The organism is Xanthobacter cornucopiae, assembly GCF_043195065.2.
Lineage (GTDB): Bacteria > Pseudomonadota > Alphaproteobacteria > Rhizobiales > Xanthobacteraceae > Xanthobacter.
In genome coordinates, this window is the sequence record NZ_CM195531.1 from 123,990 (window position 1) to 145,249 (window position 21,260).

The window sequence follows — 21,260 nt, forward strand, 5'->3', positions numbered from 1 at the left end:
GTCTTGGTTCCGCTCACAAAATGCCTCCGCTGGCATGCTCGCGCTCGCTGACCACCTTGGCGCTGAGGCGGGCGATGGCCTCGGCGTCGAGATCGAGGTCCACATGCTTGTCCATGATGCCGGTCTCGGCGATCAGCTGCGCGGGGGCGCCGCCGCTGGAGTCGCCGGTGCCGCGCACCTGCTGCAGCACCTTCTCGGCCACGTCCATGAGGGTGGAGCCGGCGCCCAGCGCCAGCACCGGCAGTTCGACCCCGAAGCGGCGCTGCACTTCCATGTCGAGCTCCAGGCTCATCAGGGAGTCCATGCCGATGTCGGTCAGCGGACGGGTGAGGTCGATGCTCTCCAGCGGCAGGCGGAGGATCTTGCCGATCTCCTCCGCCAGCAGGCGGGCGATGGTGAGGCGGGCCTCGTGGTCGCTCTGGCCGGCGATCAGGCTGTCGAGGTCGGAGCTCTTGCCCAGGGTGCGCTCGCCGCGCCCGTCGGTCAGCAGGCCGGAGAAGGTGGCGGACTTCACCAGTGCCAGCTCGCCGGCGGTGGACCAGTCGATATAAGCGCAGGTCAGCGCCGCCGGATGGCTCGACGCGCCGGCCGCGAGGACCGCGCCCAGGTGCTTCAGCGCGGTGGCCGAGGTCATGGCGTGGCGGCCGATGCGGCGCTTGAGCTTCTCGTTGATGGCGGTCTCGCGGGCGAGCACGCCGACGTCGGAGATGGCGCCCCACGACATGGCGAGCCCGGGCAGGCCGGCGGCCCGCCGGGCGCGGGCGATGCCTTCCAGGAAGGCGTTGGCCGCCACGTAATTGCCCTGGCCGGGATTGCCCACCAGCGTGGTGGCCGACGAGAACAGCACGAAATAGTCGGGCCCGGCGCCGGCCGCAAGGGCGCGCGTGGCGGCGTCGAGATGGCTGGCGCCCTCGATCTTGGGGCCCAGCACCTTCTCGAACCGCTCGGCGGTGAGATCGCGCAGCAGGCCGTCGTCCAGCACCATGGCTGCATGCACCACGCCGCTCAGGCGGCCGTAGCGCTGCACCAGGGCCTCGACGAAGGCCTTCACCGCTGCGGCGTCCCGCACGTCGAGCCGTTCGGCGGTCAGCGTCACGCCGCGCGCCGCGAGCGCCGCCGCCCGGGCCGCGGCCTCCGGCGTCAGCACGCCGCTGCGGGAGGCCACGACGATGGCGGTGGCGCCATGGTCGGCCAGCCATGCGGCGGTCTCGAAGCCGAACCCGCCGGTGCCGCCGACCACCAGATGCACCCCGTCGCGGGCGGCCTGGAACGTGGCCGGCGCGGGCGCCGCCGGCGGCGGGGCGAGTGGCGGGGTCAGCAGAATCTTGCCCACGTGCCCGGCGCCCTGCAGCAGGCGGAATGCCTCGGGTGCGCCGTCGGCGGCGAACGCGCGATACGGCAGGGCGGTGAACTCGCCCTGCGCCAGCAGCCGCACCAGCTCGCCGAACAGGTCCTGCAGCGCGTCGGGCCGGGCGGCGATGAGCTGGTCGGTGTCCACGCCGAAATAAGAAAGGTTGCGGGCGAACGGGCGAAGGCCGATCTCGGTGTTGCCGATATAGTCGCGCTTGCCCAGCTCCACGAACCGGCCGAACGGCTTCAGCACCGAGATGGAGCGCTCCATCGCTTCCCCGGCGAGGGAGTTGAGCACCACGTCGACCCCGCCGATGCGGGCGCGGATGTCGTCCACGAACGCCAGCGAGCGGGAATCGAGCACGATGTCGGCCCCCGCGAGGGTGGCGAGGGCCCGCTTCTCCGGCGTGCCGGCGGTGGCGACGATGTGGGCGCCGAGCCAGCGGGCGATCTGCAGCGCGGCCAGGCCGACGCCGCCGGCGGCGCCGTGGATGAGCACCCATTCGCCGCGCTTCAGCCGCGCCTGGGTGACGAGGCCGTACCAGGCGGTGAGGAACGCGACCGGAATGGTGGCCGCCGCCTTCAGCGGCACATTGTCCGGCACCTTCAGCGCCATGTTGGCCGCCACCACCACATGCGAGGCGAAGGCGGCGGGCGCGAAGGCCATCACCCGGTCGCCCACCTTCACGTCGGCCACGTCGGCGCCGACGCGGGAGACGACGCCGGAACACTCGAAGCCGAGCGAGGGGCCGGTGAAGCCGTTCTCCAGCATCTCGTCGCCGATGATGCCCTGGGCGAACATCACGTCGCGGAAGTTGAGGGCGCTGGCGACGACCTCGATCTCCACGTCGCCAGCCCCAAGGACGGGGCGGGGGGCGCTCACCCACGTCAGCCGGTCCATGGAGCCGGGCTTGGCCTCCAGGCGGGACATGGCGGTGGTGGCGGTGGGGACGGGTGCCGCCTCGGTCTGCCGGGCGGCGGCGGCGGTGGTGGTGCGCACCGCGCCCACCGGGCCTTCGCCGATCACCAGTTCCCGCTCGGCGGGCGCGGCCAGCAGCAGCGCGGCGAGCCGCCCGGCGGCGACATCGGCACCGAGGGTGGGGGCCACGTCCACCAGGCGCAGGTCGAGGTCGGCGAATTCGTTGATGGCCACGCGGCCATACCCCCAGCAGGCGCTGGCGAGCGGCGTGCCGTCCACCGGGGCGCCGCCGCGGGTGACGAACCACACTTCCGCCTTTCCGGCGCCGGCCCGCACCGCTTCCAGCAAGGCGGTGGCGCGGGTGAACAGGCGGGCGAGGGCGTCGGGGGCCGCCGAGGTCGGCGTCAGCGGGTGCACCACCACCGTGCGCGGCGCGGCGGCGCCGGTCAGCGCCTGAGCCCAGGAGGTGGCCTCGTCCGCCACGCGGTGCAGCGCGCCCACGTGACCGGCGGCGTCGATTTCCGCCACCAGGGTGGCGGCCGCCGCGCTGTGCCCGAATTCCAGCGCCAGGGCCTCGGCGAAGGTGGCTTCGGCGGGGGGAGGGGCGTCGGTGTCGGCCAGGGGAGCGCGGGCCAGCAGCACGTCGACGACGGCATCGGCGGCGATGGCACGGCGGGTCTTCACGCCCAGGAAGCCGGCGGCGGCGATCTTTCGCGCCGTCTCGTCCATGGGCCGCAGCGGCGCGGCATCCGAGACCTCGGAATCGGTCGCGGCGGCGATGAGCGCGGCGAAGGGATGGCTTTCGATCTGCAGCACCGCCAGCACGCCACCGCCGGACACGCGCTTGGCGAGCCGGGCCGGGAGCGCCTCGGCCTCGGTCACCATCGGGCGTAGATCGGCGGCGATCACGAGGTCGTAATGGGTCTCGGTTCCATCCGTGGCGGGGGGCGCGAGAAACGGGGCAAGCGCCGGATGACGCGCGGCCAGGGCGTCGCGGCTGGCGCTGTCGGCGCCATCCACGGCGAAGCGAACCCGGCCGGCATGGGCCAGCGGCAGCAGCGCCATGGCCAGGGCGCCGTGGCGTTCCACCACCAGCACGCGGGCCGGCGCGGTGGGTTCGGCGCCGCGCGCCGCCTCGGCCAGGGCCAGGGCGGTGTCCTGGAGCGCCCGCACTGGGGGAGCGGCGGTCTCCCAATGTTCCAGCAGCGCGCCGGTGAGGCGCAACGGCGCGCCGTCGGCCAGATGCGCCGGCACGGCGGCGGCCAGGTAGGCGCCGAGGGTGACTTCCGCCGCCCGCTCCGGCGCGTCGCGCAGCACCTCGCCGAGGATGCTGGCGCTGTCCGGCAACCCGCTGTCGGACGCCACCGTCCACACCTGTCCCTCGCGCCCGGCCAGCCCGGCATGGGCGAGAATGCCGAGCAGCGCGACCAGGGTTGGGCGGCCGGCTGCAGCCAGGATGCCGCGCTCGGCGAGATCGTCGGCGTCCACCGCCGCCAGGGCGGAGGCGTCGCCCTTCAGCAGGCCGGTGATCGCCTCATGGGCGAGCGCGGTGGCGAAGGCGTTGAGCAGGATGAAGGCGTCGCCCGCGTCGCCCGTGTCGTCAAGGCCGGTGAAGGCGTCCTCCACCCGCTCCACCACGCCGATGTCGGCGATGGCGGCGGGCAGCGCCTCCACGTGCTGGCGGTAATCGGTCTCGGTGGCGGCCATGTTGGACAGGTGGGCCGCCCGAAGGCGGGCGCCGTCGAGGCGCGCGACCACGGTGCCCGCGGAGTCCAGAAGGCGGATGTCGAGCAGCAGCGAACGGGCGCTGGCGCGCGCCACGTACAGCTCGGCCCGCGCCACCGGCCCCTGGCCGAACACATGCAGGGCCCCGAACCGGGCCGGCAGATAGACGCGGCCGCTGTCGAGGTCGGCCGGGTCCACCGCCAGCAGCAGCCCATGCAGGCAGGCATCGAGCACCGTGGGGTGCAGCACATGGCTGCTGCCGAAGGCACCTTGGTCGGCGTGCTCCGGCCGCAGTTCTAGGGTGATATGGCGCCCGCGGGCGGTCGCCTCGGTGACGAGGCGAAATTGCGGTCCGTAGTCGAGGCCCATCCGCTCGGCGGCGCCATAGAGCGCGGCGGCGGTCAGGTGCCGGGTCTCCGCCGCCTCGTTGTCCGCCGCGTGCGGCGGCCGGCCGGCCGGCGAGGAGGCCGATGGCCGGACGTGGCCGCGCGCGTGCAGCGTCCAGTCGGCGGTGAGGCGGGGCCGGCTGAGGATTTCCACGAGCCCGTCGGGCCCGACGCGCACCAGGCTTTCGCGGCCGCCGTCCTCGCCCAGGGCCAGGGCGTGGAGGATGTCGAACTCCTCCAGCGCGAGCGGGACCTCGCCATGAATCGCGCGGCCGGCGGCGAGCGCCATTTCGGCGAGGCCGGTGGCCGGCACCACCACCGTGCCGTTGACCTTGTGGTCGGCGAGATAGGGCACGATCAGCGGGTCGATGAGGCCGTGCCACTCCTGCGAATCGTGGCGCAGCCGGGCACCGAGCAGCGGATGCAGGCGGCGGGAGCCACCCATGTCGGAGGCCTCGATGGTCTCGGGCACGACGATGTGCTGGCGCTGCCAGGGGGTCAGCGGCAGGGTGACCGCGCCGAGCGGGCGCCGCCCGCCGAACACGGTTTCACGCGCCACCGGCGCGCCCTCGACGAAGCAGGTGAGCAGGGTCTGGAGCACCGGGTCGCGCTGCGCCGGCGCCTTTTCCTGCAGGGAGCCGAGCACGGTGTAGTTGCCGGAGAGCGGCTCCAGGGTCTCGCGCATGTGCCCGGTCAGCACCGGGCGGGGGCCCATCTCCAGGAAGATGTCGATCTTCTCGCGCTCGGCGGCGTTCACCACCGCGTCGGCGAACAGCACCGGCGCGCGCACATTGTGCCACCAGTAGTCGCCGTCGAGCCGGGCGGTGTCGATCAGCTCCCCGGTCACGGTGGAGAAGAAGGGGATGTCGCCCGCGCGCGGGGCAAGTCCGGCCAGGGCCGCCCGCAGGGGCGCTTCCACCGGCGCCATCAGCGGCGAGTGGAAGGGATAGTCGAGGTCCATCCGCTTGCCGGCCACGCCGCTCTTGCGGGCGCGCCGCAGCAGGGCATCCAGCTCGGCGCGCGGGCCGGCGATGGTGACCACGCTCGGGCTGTTGACGGCGGCGACCACCACGTCGGCCGCCCCGGCGGCGCTGATCAAGGCGGCCGCGTCGTCCTTGGAGGCCATCAGCACGGCCATGCCGCCGGCGCCGCGGGTGGGCTCCTGGAGCTTGGAGCGCCAGTAGATGACCTCCACCGCGTCCTTGAGGTCGAGGGCGCCGCAGATATAGGCGGCCGGAATTTCGCCGACGCTGTGGCCGAGCACCGCCGATGGACGGCAGCCATGGGCCATCAGGCTCTCGGCGAGGCCGACGCCGATGGCGAACAGCATCGGCTGGGCCACCTCCGTCGCCGCCACGCGGTCCTGATCGGCCGGGGCTTCCAGCGCTTCCGCGATGGACCAGCCGGCGCGGGGGATGAACAGCTCGTCGATGCGGGCGATGGAGGCGCGGAACGCGGCGCTCGACAGCTGGGCGGCGCGTCCCATGCCCACATACTGGCCGCCGTTGCCGGCGAACACGAAGGCGATGCGCGCGGCGCGGTCGGAGACGCCGGCGGCGATGCCGGGCTCCGGCTGGTCGGCGGCGAAGCGGCGCAGCGCCGGGGCGACTGGCAGTCGGCCGTCGAGCGGCAGCGCCAGGCGGTGGGAGAGCTGGCCGCGTCCGTGCGCGGCGGCGTTGGCGAGCGTGGCGGCGTCGGCGCCGGCCTCGATGGCGTCCGCGTAAAGGCCGGCCAGCTCCGCCAGGGCCTTGCGGCTGGCGGCGGAGATGGCGAGGGCCCGGGGCGGGGCGGCCTCAATGGCAGCGGGGATCGCCACCTCGTCGGCGCGCGGCAGGCGGATCACCGCGTGGGCATTGGTGCCGCCGAAGCCGAAGGACGAGACCGCCGCGGCGTCCAGGCCATCCGCGATCGGCACGGGCGTCGCCGCCGGCGCGAGGTTCAGCTCGCCGAACGGGATGGTCTCGTTGGGCTCGTCGAGGTGGAGCGAGGCCGGCAACACCCGGTGCTCCAGGGCGAGCAGGGCCTTGAGCAGGCCGGCGAGTCCCGAGGCCGGTTCCAGGTGGCCCAGGTTGGACTTCACCGAGCCGATGGGCAGCGGCGTGGCGCGGCGGCGGCCGATGGCGTTGCCGATGGCGCTCGCCTCGGCGGGGTCGCCCACCCGGGTGCCGGTGCCGTGCGCCTCGATGAAGGCCAGGGCGTCGGGATCGATGCCGCGCGCGGTGTAGACGGTCTCGATGAGGGCTTGCTGGGCGCTGGTGTTGGGCAAGGCGATGCCCACCGTGCGACCATCGGAATTGGTGCCGGTGCCGAGCACCACCGCGCGGGGCGGGCGCAGGGCGTCGCCGGCGGTGGAGAGGCGTCGCAGCACCATCACCACCGCGCCCTCGGAGCGCACATAGCCATCGGCGCGGGCGGAGAACGGGCGGCAGCGGCCGGTGGGGGAGAGCATGCCCGCCCGCGCGAAGCCCACGAAATTATAGGGGCTGGCGAGGATGTTGACGCCCGCCACCACGGCCACGTCCACCTCGCCGCTCTCGATGGCCCGCACCGCCCGGTCGAACGCCACCAAGGACGAGGAGCAGGCGGTGTCGATGGTCAGGCTCGGCCCGGTGAAGCCGAACGCGAACGAGATGCGGTTGGAAATGATGGAGAGGGCATTGCCGGTGACGAAGTGCGGATCGATCGAGCTGACGTCGGCCGCGAACCGCACCGAATAATCGAGCGACGAGGCGCCCACGAACACGCCGACGGATGTGCCCTCAAGCTCCGACAGGGGCAGGTTGGCGTTCTCGAAGGCCTCTCGGGTCAGCTCCAGCAGCAGGCGTTGCTGGGGGTCCACCTGCTCCACCTCGCGCGGGGACAGGCCGAACGCGCCGGGATCGAAGCCATAGATGTCGTCCAGCACGCCGGCGGCGAAGGTGTAGGTGCGGCCCGGCTCGCCCGAGCGCGGATGCAGGAAGCGTTCCCTGGCCCAGCGGGTGGGGCTGATCTCGGTGACGGCGCATCGGCCTTCCGACAGCAGGGACCAGAAGGCGTCCACGTTCGCGGCCCCCGGCAACCGGCAGGCGTAGCCCAGAATCGCGGCAACGTGGTTCGGTCCAGTCTCGGGCATCGGCGTCTGGGCACGGCTGATGCGGTTCGTCATTCATTCCCTCTTTGGCCCGGATCCGCCGCGGCCCGACGTACCCAACCTCAATCGTCATCGGCTCAAGCCAGGGGTGGAATGACCGTATTCCGACCCCGGCCCGTGGCTCCGTGGGGCGATGCCGCCCCGCGCGGTCCGCCCCCGTTCCGGTCGCGCACCGGAAAGCCGTCTATGATCCGTTCCAACATCACTGCACCGCCCGCATGGTGCGCCGGATGGCGCCATGTTTTGCGTTGCAATGCGATTCAGGAGTGTTCCGTTACGATCTTCGTGCCCACTGCGTCAATCAAGTCTGGAGCCCTCCGCGGCGATCGCCTCGCACTGGAAAGAAGTGACTGTCGCCTGGCGTCGGGCGGGAAGGGTGTCGGCCCGTAGCGTCGTACCGCGTCCATCGATGGCCGCCGGCCTGCCGTTCCGCGCCTGACGCTGGAGTAGCAGGCCGCGCGCGCGATGCAACCCCTCGGTGCGAGCGGAACTCGCGGCGTGCGGACGGTCCGGGGTGCAGCCTCCACGTGATACCTCCGCGTTGACGACACATTCGCCTCCATTCGCGGTAGGTAGCACACTTGCCCCCGTGCGCACATAGCCGTCGCGCCGGTTCCGTCCGGCGCGACGTGGGGTGGGGCGGCGGTCACGCGCCGGGCGCGAGCAGGCGGTCATACAGCGCCGCCACCCGCTCGCGGTAGCGCTCGGGCGAGAACAGCTCGGCCTGGGCACGTCCCTTGGCGCCGAGCGTTTCGCACAGGGTCGCGTCAGCGGCGAGGGCCTGGATGCCGTCGGCGATGGCCCGGGTGTTGTAGGGGTCCACCTTGAGCGCGGCGTCGCCGGTGATCTCGGGGATGCTCGCCCGGTCGGAGGTCAGCACCGGCGTGCCCAGCAGCATGGCCTCCAGGATCGGCAGGCCGAAGCCTTCGTAGAGGGAGGGGAAGACGACCGCCTTGGCGCCGCGGATCAGGCTGACCAGGAATGGGAACGAGACGTACTCGAAGCGCCGCACCCGGTCGCCGTGGGAGGTTTCCGAGAGGATGCGCAATTCCCGGTCCGCCTTCCAGGCCGGCTTGCCGACGATGACGAGGGGCTCCTTCACCTGGCTCGACAGGTAGCCCTCGATGATTCGTCCCACGTTCTTCTTCGGCTCGATGGCACCGAAGAACAGGAAATAGGATTTGTGGGGCAGGTTGAAGACGCCCTCCACCTCCTGGCGGACCATCTCGTCGCTCTTGTCGCGCAGATGCCGGGGAATGGACACCGCCTGATAGGTGTTGGTGATCTTTTCTTCCGGGTATCCGAAGATTTCGACGATGTCCCGCTTCGAAGATTCCGAGACCGTGACGATATGGTCGGCCCGCTGCAGCAGTTTGTTGATAAGGCTGAAATAATATTTTCTGTTGTCGAGCGTCGTATACGGCAGGCGCAGCGGCACGAGGTCGTGGATGGTGTAGATGTTCTTGGTGTTCTTCAGGCGGATCGGCAGCGGATAGGTCCAGTGCATGATATCCGGCGTGTCGAGGCCGGCCACGGTGCTGAAGAGGCGGTAGGCATAATAAAGGGTGAAGGCGCGGTCGAACAGGTTGGCTACGTTCCAGATGGTATCGAAGTGGGGCATCTGGGTGGCGAACTGGTCGATGATGACGCGGCCGCTGATGGGAATGGAGAGCGCCCGGGGATTGAGGAAGGGCGTGGTCAGGCTGTGGATGTCGCGGGCGACGCGGGTGGTGAGCTTCGCCCGTTCCGGCTGGGTCGCGAAGAAGGACACCTCGCGGAAGAACGGGTCCTTGGTGGTCGAGGACGGGATTCCGTACAGAATGTCCGTGCGGTAGCCGAGGCTCCCGCACGCGTAGCTGAGGTTGCGCGCATAGGTGGCGACCCCGGTGCCCCGCTCGAGCGCCAGATTGTATCCGTCGATCATGATCGTGCGGCGCGTGTGGCCGGTGCGGCTGTCGGCGGGCATGGGGCGTCCTGTCACTGGGGGCCGGAGGGCTGGGGCGGGGCGGCAGCGGCGTCGCGCGGTTCCGCCGCCGGTTTCCGGAACAGGCGGGCGAGGCGCTGCAGGCCGGTGTCCGCGCCGGCGTCGCCGCGCAGCAGGGAGGTCTGCTGGAAGGGAAGGCCGCGAATCAGCGGATGGTCGAACACGGTCTGTCCCGGCGGCGGATGGAGCGGGGCCACGTCGAGCGGGAAGGCGCCCAGCAGCGGCTCGTAGTCGAACGGCTTGGGTTCCCAGGCCTCGTCGATGGCGCGCATCACGTGGGCCCAGTCGGTGGGCGCGCGCCGTGCCTGGACATAGACTTGCAGGCGATCGAGGCCGAGCCCTTGATAAAGATCGGTGATGCGCAGGTCGTTGCCGTCATTGGGGTCGAGGATGCGGCTTTCAAGGCCGGGACGGCGCCCGCGCGGCGCGAAATAAAGGCAGGGAATGCCGTAGCTCTCCGCGAACACCATGCCATGCAGGCTGGTGGACACCAGCCGCCGGCAAGCGAGGATTTCGTCGAGCCGCGCGCGCAGGGCATCGGCGGAGATCGCGGTGCGGGTGTGGATGATGCGGACGCTGTCGCGGAACTCGTCGGGGATGTGATAGCGCTGCAACTCCTGTCGCACGAAGGTGTCGAGCTCCTTGTCGTTCAGCTCCGACAGGTGGACGATGACACCGAGGTCCCACTTCTTTTCCGCCGGCGGGCGGTGGAACTGGGGCAGCAGCCACACCGGGTCGCCGAACACCGCCGGGCGAACCGCATTCTCCTCGTTGAACAGCGCCCGCGACACCGGCCCGCGGGTGGCGGCGACACGGTAGCGGGTGCCGGGATAGGGGGCGAACGGCACGCGCTCCACCCGGGAGACGGCGTGCGGATTGCAATAGCGCGACACGCCGGTGCCCCACACCGTCACGTCGCCATTCTGCAGCATGTGGCCAATGGTGCCCACCGCCGCCATCCGCACGCCACGGGCGCTATGGGCCGCGTGGACCACCGGCAGGCTGGACAGCAGCGCCACCATCACCGGGCTCAGGGCGTCGCCGAGGTTGATATGGGACTGATCGGCCGTCGCTGCGGCCCAGACCAGCGGCACCGCGCCCAGGGCCGCGGTTCTCGCTCGAACGGGGAACGGCTCCATCACACCTCCACACCACGTCCCGACATGCGTCCTCCGCCGCGTCCCGGTGCCGCCCCGCCCGGGAATGCCGCGACGGCGACCCGAAGCGGCAGCGCGCCTGCCTCACGGTTGATAGCCGCATTTGACCGCGTCGGCACCCTCGAAACGTCGAAAAGCTTCGCTGCGTCAGTCCGGCCGGCGCGCCCCGTCCGGCGTCCTCCGCGCGCCCGCTGGCCCGCGGCGCCGGCTTGCCTTGCCGGCGCCGTCATGGTCGGTTGGCCCGCCGGGAGGCGGGCGGGGCCTGGTGTGGATGGCGCCGAGGCGGTTTATACCCTGTGCCGCGCAAGGGCGGGTGGATGTGACGATGGACCGGGGCGAGGCGAGGCGGGCGCTGATCTTCCGCATGACGGGGGACGAGTCGGCCGGCAATGCGGAGCGGCTGGCGCGCACCCTCCGTGGTGCGGGATTTGTGCCGGTGGTGGTGCCGTTCTGGTCCGATGCCGAGCACGCCGCCACGGACCCGGCGGCGCCGGTGCTGCTGGAGGGGGGCTTCGATTCGGCGCCGCGCCTGTCGGGTTTCGCCTTTCGGGCGCGGCACGGCCTGTCTCCGGATCTGATCGAGCTGTCCGCCCACAGCCTCGCCATCGGCGACGCCCGTGTCGACAACCTGCTCGCCGAATCGGTGTGGAGCCAGCAGTTGCGGGGCGTGGCCGATCGCGCCATCGCGGTCATGCGGGGGCTGGCGCCGCAGGTGGTGTTCGTGCCCCATGGGGCGGAGGTGGTCTCGCGCCTGCTCGCGGTGGCGAGCGCCCACGTGGGCATCCCCTATCTCTATTGGGAAAGCCCGTTCTTTCCCGGTTATCATTTCGTTGATCCGCACGGCCCGCACTTCTTTCGCGGCGAGAGCCGGATTGATCGCACATGGAGCGCCGACACGGCGGCGGATGGCGCGGTGGCGGCCCGCGCCGCGCGGTTCATCGCGCGCGCGCGCGCCGAGCGCATCACCAAGTATCGCCAGGCCACGGCGCCGGAGGAGCTCGATCGCCTCAAGGCGTGGCTGGCGCTGCGGGCCGGGCCGGTGCTGTTCGTGCCGGGACAGATCGCCTTCGACGCCACCATCACCGTGAGCCTGCGCGACTATCCCGACCTCGGCAGCATCTACCGCGCCGTCTTCCGGGGGCTGCCAAGGGGCTGGCGGGTGATCTTCAAGCCGCATCCGCGCGGGCCCGACGCCGGCCGCGCCGAGGGGTTGCCGGAGCATGTGTTCGTGGTGCGGCGCGTCTCCATCCACGACATCTTCCCTTTGTGCGACGTGGTGGGCCTGCATTCGTCCAATGTCGGCCTGGAGGCGCTCATGGCCGGCCTGCCGGTGATCGCCTGGGGCGAGCCCTATTACGGGCGCAAGGGACTGACGCTGGACATCGAGGACGGGGCCGAGCTTGGGCGTCATCTGGCCGCCGCCCCCCTGCCGCGGCCCGATCCGCTGCGGGTTGGGGCGCTGGTGGGCCATATCCTGGAACAGGGGATGGTGCGGCAGGACGATGGCGCCGCCCTGCTGCACCGCGTGGCCGAGGCCACGGCGGCGCCACCCGCGCCCCGCGCGCCCTGGTATGGCGGGCCGATCCGGCGGCTCATGGCCATCGGGGCGGCGCTGGAGGTGGAGCTCGGCCGCAACCGGGGCATGGCTGCCGCCCTGAGGGCCCTGCCGCGTGCCGACCGCGAGGTGCTGGAGCAGCGGTTCGGCCGGCGGGCCCTGCGCCGGCATTGTCGCGGCGCGCCGCGCCTGGGCTCGGGGTGGCTGCCGCGTCGCATTCTGCTGGCGCGGCGCTTCTCGTCGTTCCTTGGCACCCCGATCCGTTTTGACGAGGTGGACATGCAGGCGGTGCACGACCCGGCGGCGGCACTGGCGGCGCTGGCGGGCCGGGCCCGACGCGGCGGCCGCCTGGTGCTGCTGCGCCGCCGCGCGCCGAGCGCGGCGCTCATCCAGCAGCTCGCCGCCGCCGAGGTCGCGGCCTGGTTCGCCGATGTGGCGCCCGATGTCACGGTGGACGTGTTCGGCTGGTCCGGCGTCCGCCCGCTCGCCGAGCTGGAGGCGCGCGCGGACGCCGAGGCGCTTCTGCTGCTGCGCCCCGCCGGCGCCCGCCCGCTCGGGCTCGCCGACCGGGCGCTGCTGACGCGTCGGCCGGCGCCGGTGCCGTAGCCGTTGCTCGCCTCCCGGCTGAAGGGCACGCCGCGACCGCCGCGCACCGGCGTGACGGCGCCCGGCTCAGCCCACCGCGATAGGCTTGCCGCTGGCACCCCACTCGGTCCAGGAGCCGTCGTAGAGCGCCTGCGGGCGCTTGCCGATGGTTTCCAGCGCCACCCAAAGGATGGCGGCGGTGACGCCCGAGCCGCAGGAGGTGATGACCGGCCGCGACAGGTCGAGCCCGCTGGCCTCGACGATGGGGCGCACCTCATCCGGGGGCAGCAGGCGGCCGTCTTTCAACAGCTTGCCATAGGGCAGGTTGAAGGCGCCGGGCATGTGGCCGGAGGGCAGGCCGGCGCGGGGCTCGGGCGCCTCGCCCCGGAAGCGGGCCTCGTTGCGGGCGTCGAGCACCTGGGCGCTGCCGCTGGCAAGGGCGCGCTCGACGGTGTTGATGTCGGCGACGATGGAATGGTCGAGCCGGGCGGTGAAGCTGGCCGGCGCGCGGCGGGCCGGGCCGCTGTCCACCGCCCGCTCCTCGGCGAGCCACTTGGCGAGGCCGCCGTCGAGGATCTTCACGTCGGTGGCGCCGAAGGCGCGCAGGGTCCACCACACGCGGGCGGCGGAAAACAGGCCGGCGCTGTCATAGACCACCACCCTGAGGCCGTCGCCGATGCCCAGCGCCCCCACCGCCTGGGCGAAGCTGTGCGGGTCCGGCAGCATGTGCGGCAGATCGGTGGAGTGGTCGGCAATGGTGTCGAGGTCGAAATAGACCGCGCCGGGAATGTGCTGCTGCTCGAACTCCCCGGCCCCGCTGCGCCCGGTGTTCGGCATGTGCCAGGAGCCGTCCACCACCACGAGGTCCGGCGCGCCCAGGTTGGCGGCGAGCCATTCGGTGGAGACGAAGGGCGAGCTGTCGGCCATGGCAGGTTCTCCTTATCCGCGCGTCGAATGGCGCCGCTGCGCCCAGCGCCCGGAGCCATCATCGAGGATTATCGCCCATCGTGGGGGCGTGTGGCCCGTGGGGCGGGCGGGCACCGGAGCGGTCATCCACAGCTCCGGCGTCGCAGGGGATCAGAGGAAGACGCTGGGCACCTCGGCCTTGCGCTCCAGCCAGCCGGGCACGGGCAGGCTCTTGGAGCGCAGGAACTCCGGGTTGAACAGCTTGGACTGGTAGCGGGTGCCGTAGTCGCACAGGATGGTGACGATGGTGTGCCCGGGGCCCATCTCGCGCGCCAGGCGGATGGCGCCCGCCACGTTCACGCCCGACGAGCCGCCCACGCACAGGCCCTCGTGCTCCAGCAGGTCGAACACGATCGGGACCGATTCCTCATCCGGGATCTGGAAGGCGATGTCCACCGGCGCCCCCTCCAGGTTGGCGGTGATGCGGCCCTGGCCGATGCCCTCGGTGATGGAGGAGCCCTCGGCGTGGAGCTGACCCGAGGTGTAATAGGAATAGAGCGCGGCGCCGGGCGGGTCGGCAAGGCCGATCTGGATGGCCTTGTTGCGCTCCTTCAGGGCGATGCCGATGCCGGCCAGGGTGCCGCCCGAGCCCACCGCGCAGATGAAGCCGTCCACCTTGCCGTCCGTCTGGGCATAGATTTCCGGGCCGGTGGTGTCGATATGGGCCTGACGGTTGGCCACGTTGTCGAACTGGTTGGCCCAGATGGCGCCGTTGGGCTCGGTCTTGGCGAGCGCCTCGGCGAGGCGGCCGGAATACCTCACGTAATTGTTGGGGTTGGAATAGGGCGCGGCCGGCACCTCCACCAGCGTGGCGCCGGCGAGCCGGATCATGTCCTTCTTTTCCTGGGACTGGGTCTCGGGAATGACGATGACAGTGCGGAAGCCGAACGGGGCGGCCACCAGCGCCAGGCCGATGCCGGTATTGCCGGCGGTGCCTTCGACGATCACGCCGCCGGGCTTCAGGGAGCCGCGGGCGATGGCGTCCTGGATGATGCCGAGCGCCGCGCGATCCTTCACCGATTGTCCCGGATTGAGGAACTCGGCCTTGGCGAGAATCTCGCAGCCGGTTGCCTCCGAGGCGCGCTTCAGACGAATGAGGGGCGTGTTGCCAATGGATTCCACAAGACCATTACGGATCATGATCGATTAAGCCTTCAAGCAAACTGATCCCAGGCTAACCCACGCAGTGGGCTGTATCAAGACATAACATCCATCATCATTGTGTGGATTTGAGCGCCCGCAAGGCGCGGTCCCGCGCCGCCGCGTGGTCCACCAGGGGGCGAGGATAGGTGGTGCCGAGGCTGATGCCGGCGGCACGCAGGGTGGCGGCGTCCGCGGTCCAGGGCTTGTGGATGAGAGCGGCCGGCAGGCGTGCCAGCTCCGGCACGAAACGCCGGACATAGGCACCGTTGGGGTCGAACTTTTCCCCCTGCAGCACCGGGTTGAAGATGCGGAAATAGGGCGCGGCGTCGAGCCCGGTTCCCGCCACCCATTGCCAGCTCGCCGGATTGCTCGCGGGGTCGGCGTCCACCAGCGTGTCCCAGAACCAGGCCTCGCCGGCGCGCCAGTCGATGAGCAGGTGCTTGGCCAGGAACGATGCCACCACCATTCGCACCCGGTTGTGCATCCATCCCGTCTGCCACAGCTCGCGCAGGCCGGCATCCACCAGGGGATAGCCGGTGCGCCCGCGCTGCCACGCCTTCAACTCGCCGGGGCATTCGCGCCAGGGGAAGGCGTCGAAGGCGCCCTGGATGTTGCGCCGGGCGAGGTCCGGCTCGGCCGCCAGCAGGTGGTGGCTGAATTCGCGCCAATAGAGCTCGGCCAGGAACTTGGCCGCGTCGTCCGCCGGCACCGCGCCCTCGGCCCGGGCCTGTTCCACGGCCGCCAGCACCTGGCGCGGCGAGAGCTCGCCGAAACGCAGATGCGGCGACAGGCGCGAGGCGTGAGGCGCGCCGGGATGATCGCGGCCCTCCGCATAGCCGGGAAGGCCTTCGGCGACGAAGGCGGCGAGGCGCGCCTGGGCGGCGCGCTCGCCGGGATGCCAGGCCAGGCGCAGGCCGCCGGCCCAGTCCGGATGCTCCGGCTCAAGGCCGAAAGCCTCCAGCGCCTCCCCGGGAAGGGGCGCCGCCGCTGGCAGCGGGCCGGGCGGTGGCAGGGGCGGGCCCGGCGGGGGAAGCCGCAAGGCGGCGCGGTGAAAGGCGGCGAAAGTGCGCGGCAGGCGTCCGGTTGCGGCGGTGACGGTGCCGGGCGCATGCAGCAGGTGAGCCCAGAAGCGCTCCACCTGCCGCTCTTCCTGGCGCAGCCGGGCGGTCACCGCCTCGTCCACCTTGGCCTCGGCGGCGCCGGGGCGATGGTTGAACACCACGAGCGCGGCGCCGAGCTCGGCCGCCGCCTGCGGCACGACGCGAGTGGCCGGACCCCGCCGAAGCGCCAGCGTGAGCCCGTGCTGTGCCAGCCGGGCGCCAAGTGCCCGCAGTGCCCCGGCCAGCCACCAGCGCGCTGCCCCGCCGAGGGCGCGCAGGCCGGGGGCCTCTTCGTCCAGCACGAACAGGGCGGCGAGCGGTCGCCCGCTGGCGCGCGCGGCCTCCAGCGCGGGATTGTCGGACAGGCGCAGGTCGTCGCGGAACCAGATCAGGGCGGGGGGGCGCGTCATCAGGGGCTCGCGAGGGCAGGGAGGATGAGCTTTCCGCCGTTTGTCGGCCCGCGCAAGGCCCGCCGCCCGCCCATCCCCTGAAACGCGCCGGCCGCGGGGCGATGACTATTGCGCGGCGTCCTGCTCCGTGAGGTTGTCGAGGCCCTGGATCACGTGCTGGGCCAGGGCGTCGGCGAGCGGCGAGGGCTCGTGGCGGTTGCGCAGCAGGCCGATGTCGCAGGGTGGCAGCGCCGGAAAGCCGTCGGCGGTGCCCAGCACCCGCATGCCCGGGCGCAGCGCCGATTCGGGAAACACCGAGACCGCGAGGCCGGACAGCACCGCCGCCGCCACCGCGCCGCTGTTGGGGCTGGAATAGAGGATGCGATGCCCCCGGCCGGCGGTGGCCAGCCGCGTCACCGCGATGTCGCGCCATTGGCAGGTGGTGCGACCGAGCGCCAGCGGCACCACCGTTTCCTGGTGCACCGCGTGGCGTGCCGAGGTCACCCACATCAGCCGCTCGCGGCGGATCACCTGGGCGTTGCGGGCGGTGATCTCGGTGGCGGTGATGATGGCGAGGTCGATGGTGCCGGCGGCGATGCGCTGCACCAGCTCGCTGGTGGGCTCGCAGATCACCGTCAGCTCCACCGAGGGATGGGTGCGGGAGAAGCGCGCCATGATGTCCGGCAGGTAGCGGTCGGCATAGTCGTCCGGCACGCCCAGGCACACGCGGCCCGACAGTTCCGCATCGGCGAAGCTGGAGAGCGCCTCCACGTTCAGCCTGACGATGCGCCGGGCGAAATCGAGCAGCCGCTCGCCATCCTCCGTCAGGCGCGAGGCGCGCCCGTCACGGGCGAAGATCGCGCGGCCGACGCGGTCCTCCAGCCGCTTCATCTGCATGGACACGGCGGACTGGGTCTTGTGCACCACCTCCGCGGCGCGGGTGAAGCTGCCGGTTTCGGCGATGGCGACGAAGGTGCGAAGCTGGTCCGGGTCGAGCAGGACGGCCATGGCGGTTCCCGACTGTGGCGTGCGCGACCGCCGCCGTTGGCGGAGATGCTCCGCTCATTCATCACGTCTGATGATATCTGGGATGAATAACATTCGCTAGCGTGATCCTCCCGCGCCGGGCAGAAAGGACCGCGTCGAAGCCGTGGGGCGTGAGATCGGGCGGCTGCCCACGCCGCCCAGCCCCTGGAAAAGGAGAGCGGCAGATCGTGTCGCGGTGAAGGAGATGACGATGAGCGCGCATGGCGAAACCCGCAGAATCAGCGTCGCCCCGGTGGGCGAGGGAATAGCTTTCCTGGTGCTGAATGTCCTCGCGGTGGCCGGTCAGGCCAAGCGCTGGCTGGACGCCGCCGGGCGCGCCTTCGAGCGTCGTCAGGTGATGGCCGATCTCGCCGCCCTTGACGATCACATGCTGCGGGACATCGGCATCACCCGGGCTGATATCCGGGATGCGATCGGCGCCCCCGTCGGGGCCGACCCCACCTTGGTCCTGGTTCTGCGCGCCACCGAGCGCCGGGCGGCCCTGCGTCTGGCGCGGCGCGAGCAGGGCCGCGACTGACACCTTCACGAGATTCGGCGGGCACGCCCCTCGGACCCGCCGCTGCTGGACCCGCGCCGACCGCAACCGGCGCGGGTCTTTTTTGTGCCTATTTTGAATCGCTGTCCTTGCGCACCAGCCGGGGCTTTTCGGGCGGCAGGATCTCCGCTTCCGGCGTTGCCGGGCGCCCGCGGGCCAGCATGTCCAGCCAGAATTCGGGGAAGGCGTAGGGCGGGCGCTCGGTGCCGGTGGCGGCCGGGAAGGTCGGCGGAAAGCCCTGCGCGAACATCTTCGCGAAGAAGTCCTGGAACGGCTGCAGCGGGTTGGCCGCGGCGTCCGGCGCCGGCTGCGGCGCGGGCTGCGGCGGAGGCGGCGGCGCGTAGGTGCTGGCCGGCGGGGCGCCGGCCTGGGCGAGGGTGCTGGTCATGGCGTTGACCACGTCCTGCCACGCGTGGGCCGGATTGGCACGGGCCTGCGGCGCGGCAGGGGCGGGCGCCTGCTGGAACATCACCCGCGCGAATGCGTCCGCCCAGGGATTGCCCGAGGCGTAGGAGGGGGCGTTGGCCGCCGTGGTGGTGGAGAAGGCGAGGAAGGCGTCGATCCAGGGATTGCCGGACGAGATGGGCGCGGGGCGCGTCGCCGGCTGGCCGATGGGCAGCCGGCTTAGCATCGCCGCCGTCATGGTCTGCAGCGCGCCGGACGCGGCGAGCGACTTGGCGAGCCCGCCCACGAACAGGCTGGCGAAGGTGGGAAGCATCTGCTGCACCACCGCCACGCCGAGCCCGGTGGTGGCCGCCGCGTGGTTCGCCACCGCGCGGCTGACCTCGTTGGAGCCGAACACCGCGTTCAGGGCGTCCACCCCCACTTGGTTGAGGTTCGGTTGCGGCGGGGGCGGAGCGGCGGCGGGGGGAGGCGCATAAGGCGCCGTGTAGCTCGCCGGCTGGCCGTAATAGGCGCCGTAGGGACCGTTCACCATCAGCGCCATCAGCGAGGCCATGGCCTCCGGCGACTGGGTGATGTGGCGGAAGCCGTCCGCGAAGGCGGGCATGAGGGCCTCGGCCACAGCCTGGGCCTGCTGCGTCGACAGGCCATAGACCCGTGCAAGATTCTCCATCCCGTGTCCCCCTTGAGCGGCGCGCAGCAGCTCCACGAACTGATCCATAGACCCTCCTTCGCCGGTTATGCCGGCGGCTGAGGGGCCGCCCGGCGGTTCCGGTCTGTTTCCTCATCCGCGCTGAGCGCGCGTGTCGTTTTCCGACACCTCATTGGGGTGTCCTGGCTGCCTTTGCAACCGCTCCGATGGGCGGGCGCCCGGCGAGCGGGGCGCTGGCGCGCGGATTCCCCCTCTCCGGGGGCCGCCCGCGCGCAGGCCGGCGGGGCCGGCGCGATGCCGCCTGCCCGTGCCGGGGGACTTTACGCCATGGGGGCGTCAAAATCACGAAGGGATCGCCGCCGGGGACGCGCTTAGCCGGAAAACTCGGTCTCGTGGGCCAGGATGTCCTGGGCCTCGGGATTGAGGGGCCGGGCCGGCTTTTCCGGGGTATGGAGCGGCTCGGGCTCCACCTTGCGGCCGCGCTGCAGCTCGGGCGCGACGAAGATGCCTTCCACCAGCTGCCGCTCCAGCCGCGCGCGGTCCCGCGCCCGGACGTCGGCGACGCGCGCATTGGCGGCCTCGGCAGCGATGCCCAGGGCCTGCAGCGTGCGCCCGCCGAAGCCGAGCGCCGATTCCAGCGTCTCGCGAATCTCGTAATCCACCCCGAGGCGCATCAGCTCCATGGAGTGGATGCGATCGAAGCTGCGCACGAACAGCCTGGCGCCGGGAATGGAGCCCTTCACCACCTCGACGATGCGGTTGGCGTCTTCCTTGTCGTCCACGCACACGCAGATGACCTTGCAGGTTTCCGCCCCGGCGGCGCGCAGCACTTCGAGGCGCGTGCCGTCGCCATAGTAGATGTGCACCCCGAACCGGCCGGCGCTCTGGATCATCTCCACGTCGTTGTCGATGATGGTGACGCTCACGCCCTCGGCCAGCAGGCATTGGGACACGATCTGCCCGAACCGGCCGAAGCCGATCACCAGCACCGAGCCGTCGGCGTCGGCGAAGTCGTCGGCCTCCGGTTCCGGCGCCGGGCGCGAGAGGCGGGGCAGCACCAGACCCATGGCCGCGAACAGAAGCGGGCCGAGGATCATGGTGAGCGCGGCCAGCGCGATCAGCAAATCCGCCTGGGCCGGCTGCAGGATGCCGGTGTTGAGGCCCAGCGGAAACAGCACGAAGGCGAACTCGCCCGCCGAGAGCAGCACCACCGAGGCCAGGGCCGATTGTGGCGGGGCGATGTTGTCGTTGCGGAAGACGAAATAGACCACCACGCACTTCATCACCGACACCAGCAGCGTCGCGATCAGCAGCGGGCCCACATTGTGCACCACCACCGAGATGTTCAGCGACATGCCCACGCTCATGAAGAACATGGCCAGCAACAGGCCGCGGAACGCCTCCACATTGGCTTCCAGCTCGTGGCGGAAGGTGGATTCGGACAACAGCAGGCCGGCCAGGAACGCGCCCAGGGCCATGGACATGCCAGCCGCCTGCATCAGCCCGGCGGCGCCCAGCACCACCAGCAGGGCGGCCGCGGTCATCGCCTCCCGCGCGCCGGAGCGCGCCAGCACCCGGAACAGGGGGTTGAGCAGATAGCGCCCCGCCACCACGATCACGGCGATGGCGACGATGGCGGTTCCCGCCCGCAGCAGCGCCGCCGTGGGATCGTCGGCGAACTTGCTCTCGCCGGGCGCCAGCAGCGGCACCAGCGCCAGCAGCGGCACCACCGCGATGTCCTGGAACAGCAGGATGGAGAAGGCGCGCTGGCCGTAGGGGGTGGCGAGGTCGCCGCGCTCGTTGAGCAGTTGCAGGGCGATGGCGGTGCCCGACACCGACAGCGCCATGCCGCTGACCACCGCCGCCGCCATGCCGAAGCCGAACACGAAATAGGCGAGCAGCGCGAAGGCCAGCCCGCTCAGCAGCAATTGCGCCGCGCCCAGGCCAAAGATGTAGCGCCCCATGGAGAGCAGCCGCGACGGCTTCAGCTCCAGGCCGATCAGGAACAGGAGCATCACCACGCCGAGCTCGGCCACCGTGGACACCACCGACGGGTCGGCGACATTGAAGCCCACCGGCCCCACCGCGATGCCCACCAGCAGATAGCCGACGATGGGAGAGAAGCCGAGGCGCTTGGCGAGGGGAACCGAGATGACGGCGGCGGTCAGAAGCGCGAGCGCCGCGACGAACAGCGCGTGATCCTCGCCGTGCATCCGTAAATCTCCCGTGCCGCCG

General features: G+C 71.6%; 11 protein-coding genes. 2 read left to right on the top strand and 9 right to left on the bottom strand.

The window, feature by feature from the left end; genetic code table 11:
• Positions 1 to 13: 13 nt before the first annotated feature.
• From V5F53_RS00510 to V5F53_RS00520, 3 genes are all read right to left on the bottom strand, one after another.
• Complete coding sequence (locus V5F53_RS00510) at positions 14 to 7,525, bottom strand: SDR family NAD(P)-dependent oxidoreductase (protein WP_393995829.1); 7,512 nt, start codon at positions 7,523 to 7,525, stop codon at positions 14 to 16.
• A 631-nt stretch (positions 7,526 to 8,156) separates the two neighbouring features.
• The gene (locus tag V5F53_RS00515; RefSeq protein ID WP_393995830.1) at positions 8,157 to 9,476 is read right to left on the bottom strand and encodes a glycosyltransferase family 4 protein; all 1,320 of its coding nucleotides are present in this window, start codon (positions 9,474 to 9,476) and stop codon (positions 8,157 to 8,159) included.
• 11 nt (positions 9,477 to 9,487) lie between these two features.
• Positions 9,488 to 10,633, bottom strand: a complete 1,146-nt coding sequence (locus V5F53_RS00520; protein WP_393995831.1) for a polysaccharide pyruvyl transferase family protein — start codon at positions 10,631 to 10,633, stop codon at positions 9,488 to 9,490.
• A 343-nt stretch (positions 10,634 to 10,976) separates the two neighbouring features.
• Here V5F53_RS00520 and V5F53_RS00525 point away from each other — a divergent pair, with 343 nt between their 5' ends.
• A complete protein-coding gene (locus V5F53_RS00525; RefSeq protein WP_393995832.1) occupies positions 10,977 to 12,812 on the top strand; it encodes a capsular polysaccharide export protein, LipB/KpsS family in 1,836 nt (611 codons plus the stop codon).
• Positions 12,813 to 12,878: 66 nt separating this feature from the next.
• On the opposite strand, the gene sseA is transcribed toward V5F53_RS00525, so the two are convergent.
• From sseA to V5F53_RS00545, 4 genes are all read right to left on the bottom strand, one after another.
• On the bottom strand, positions 12,879 to 13,718 hold the full coding sequence (gene sseA, locus V5F53_RS00530; protein ID WP_393995833.1) for a 3-mercaptopyruvate sulfurtransferase: 840 nt from the start codon (positions 13,716 to 13,718) through the stop codon (positions 12,879 to 12,881).
• Positions 13,719 to 13,868: 150 nt separating this feature from the next.
• Positions 13,869 to 14,897, bottom strand: coding sequence for a cysteine synthase A (locus V5F53_RS00535; protein ID WP_393995834.1), 1,029 nt, complete (start codon positions 14,895 to 14,897; stop codon positions 13,869 to 13,871).
• Positions 14,898 to 14,973: 76 nt separating this feature from the next.
• The gene (locus tag V5F53_RS00540; RefSeq protein WP_393995835.1) at positions 14,974 to 16,410 is read right to left on the bottom strand and encodes a cryptochrome/photolyase family protein; all 1,437 of its coding nucleotides are present in this window, start codon (positions 16,408 to 16,410) and stop codon (positions 14,974 to 14,976) included.
• Between the two features lie 105 nt (positions 16,411 to 16,515).
• Positions 16,516 to 17,397, bottom strand: coding sequence for a LysR substrate-binding domain-containing protein (locus V5F53_RS00545; RefSeq protein ID WP_393995836.1), 882 nt, complete (start codon positions 17,395 to 17,397; stop codon positions 16,516 to 16,518).
• A gap of 229 nt (positions 17,398 to 17,626) precedes the next feature.
• Here V5F53_RS00545 and V5F53_RS00550 point away from each other — a divergent pair, with 229 nt between their 5' ends.
• Positions 17,627 to 17,953, top strand: coding sequence for a DUF1127 domain-containing protein (locus V5F53_RS00550; protein WP_393995837.1), 327 nt, complete (start codon positions 17,627 to 17,629; stop codon positions 17,951 to 17,953).
• 88 nt (positions 17,954 to 18,041) lie between these two features.
• Here V5F53_RS00550 and V5F53_RS00555 read toward each other — a convergent pair whose 3' ends face one another.
• Both V5F53_RS00555 and V5F53_RS00560 read right to left on the bottom strand, forming a co-directional pair.
• On the bottom strand, positions 18,042 to 19,094 hold the full coding sequence (locus V5F53_RS00555; protein WP_393995838.1) for a DUF937 domain-containing protein: 1,053 nt from the start codon (positions 19,092 to 19,094) through the stop codon (positions 18,042 to 18,044).
• Positions 19,095 to 19,396: 302 nt separating this feature from the next.
• Positions 19,397 to 21,238, bottom strand: coding sequence for a monovalent cation:proton antiporter-2 (CPA2) family protein (locus tag V5F53_RS00560; RefSeq protein WP_393995839.1), 1,842 nt, complete (start codon positions 21,236 to 21,238; stop codon positions 19,397 to 19,399).
• Positions 21,239 to 21,260: the final 22 nt, after the last annotated feature.

Coding starts and splice junctions, on each gene's coding strand:
- V5F53_RS00540 (WP_393995835.1), bottom strand. CDS start 16,410: ATGACGCGCCCCCCCGCCCTGATCTGGTTCCGCGACGACCTGCGCCTG.
- sseA (WP_393995833.1), bottom strand. CDS start 13,718: ATGGCCGACAGCTCGCCCTTCGTCTCCACCGAATGGCTCGCCGCCAAC.
- V5F53_RS00510 (WP_393995829.1), bottom strand. CDS start 7,525: ATGACGAACCGCATCAGCCGTGCCCAGACGCCGATGCCCGAGACTGGA.
- V5F53_RS00515 (WP_393995830.1), bottom strand. CDS start 9,476: ATGCCCGCCGACAGCCGCACCGGCCACACGCGCCGCACGATCATGATC.
- V5F53_RS00545 (WP_393995836.1), bottom strand. CDS start 17,397: ATGGCCGTCCTGCTCGACCCGGACCAGCTTCGCACCTTCGTCGCCATC.
- V5F53_RS00555 (WP_393995838.1), bottom strand. CDS start 19,094: ATGGATCAGTTCGTGGAGCTGCTGCGCGCCGCTCAAGGGGGACACGGG.
- V5F53_RS00525 (WP_393995832.1), top strand. CDS start 10,977: ATGGACCGGGGCGAGGCGAGGCGGGCGCTGATCTTCCGCATGACGGGG.
- V5F53_RS00560 (WP_393995839.1), bottom strand. CDS start 21,238: ATGCACGGCGAGGATCACGCGCTGTTCGTCGCGGCGCTCGCGCTTCTG.
- V5F53_RS00535 (WP_393995834.1), bottom strand. CDS start 14,897: ATGATCCGTAATGGTCTTGTGGAATCCATTGGCAACACGCCCCTCATT.
- V5F53_RS00520 (WP_393995831.1), bottom strand. CDS start 10,633: ATGGAGCCGTTCCCCGTTCGAGCGAGAACCGCGGCCCTGGGCGCGGTG.
- V5F53_RS00550 (WP_393995837.1), top strand. CDS start 17,627: ATGAGCGCGCATGGCGAAACCCGCAGAATCAGCGTCGCCCCGGTGGGC.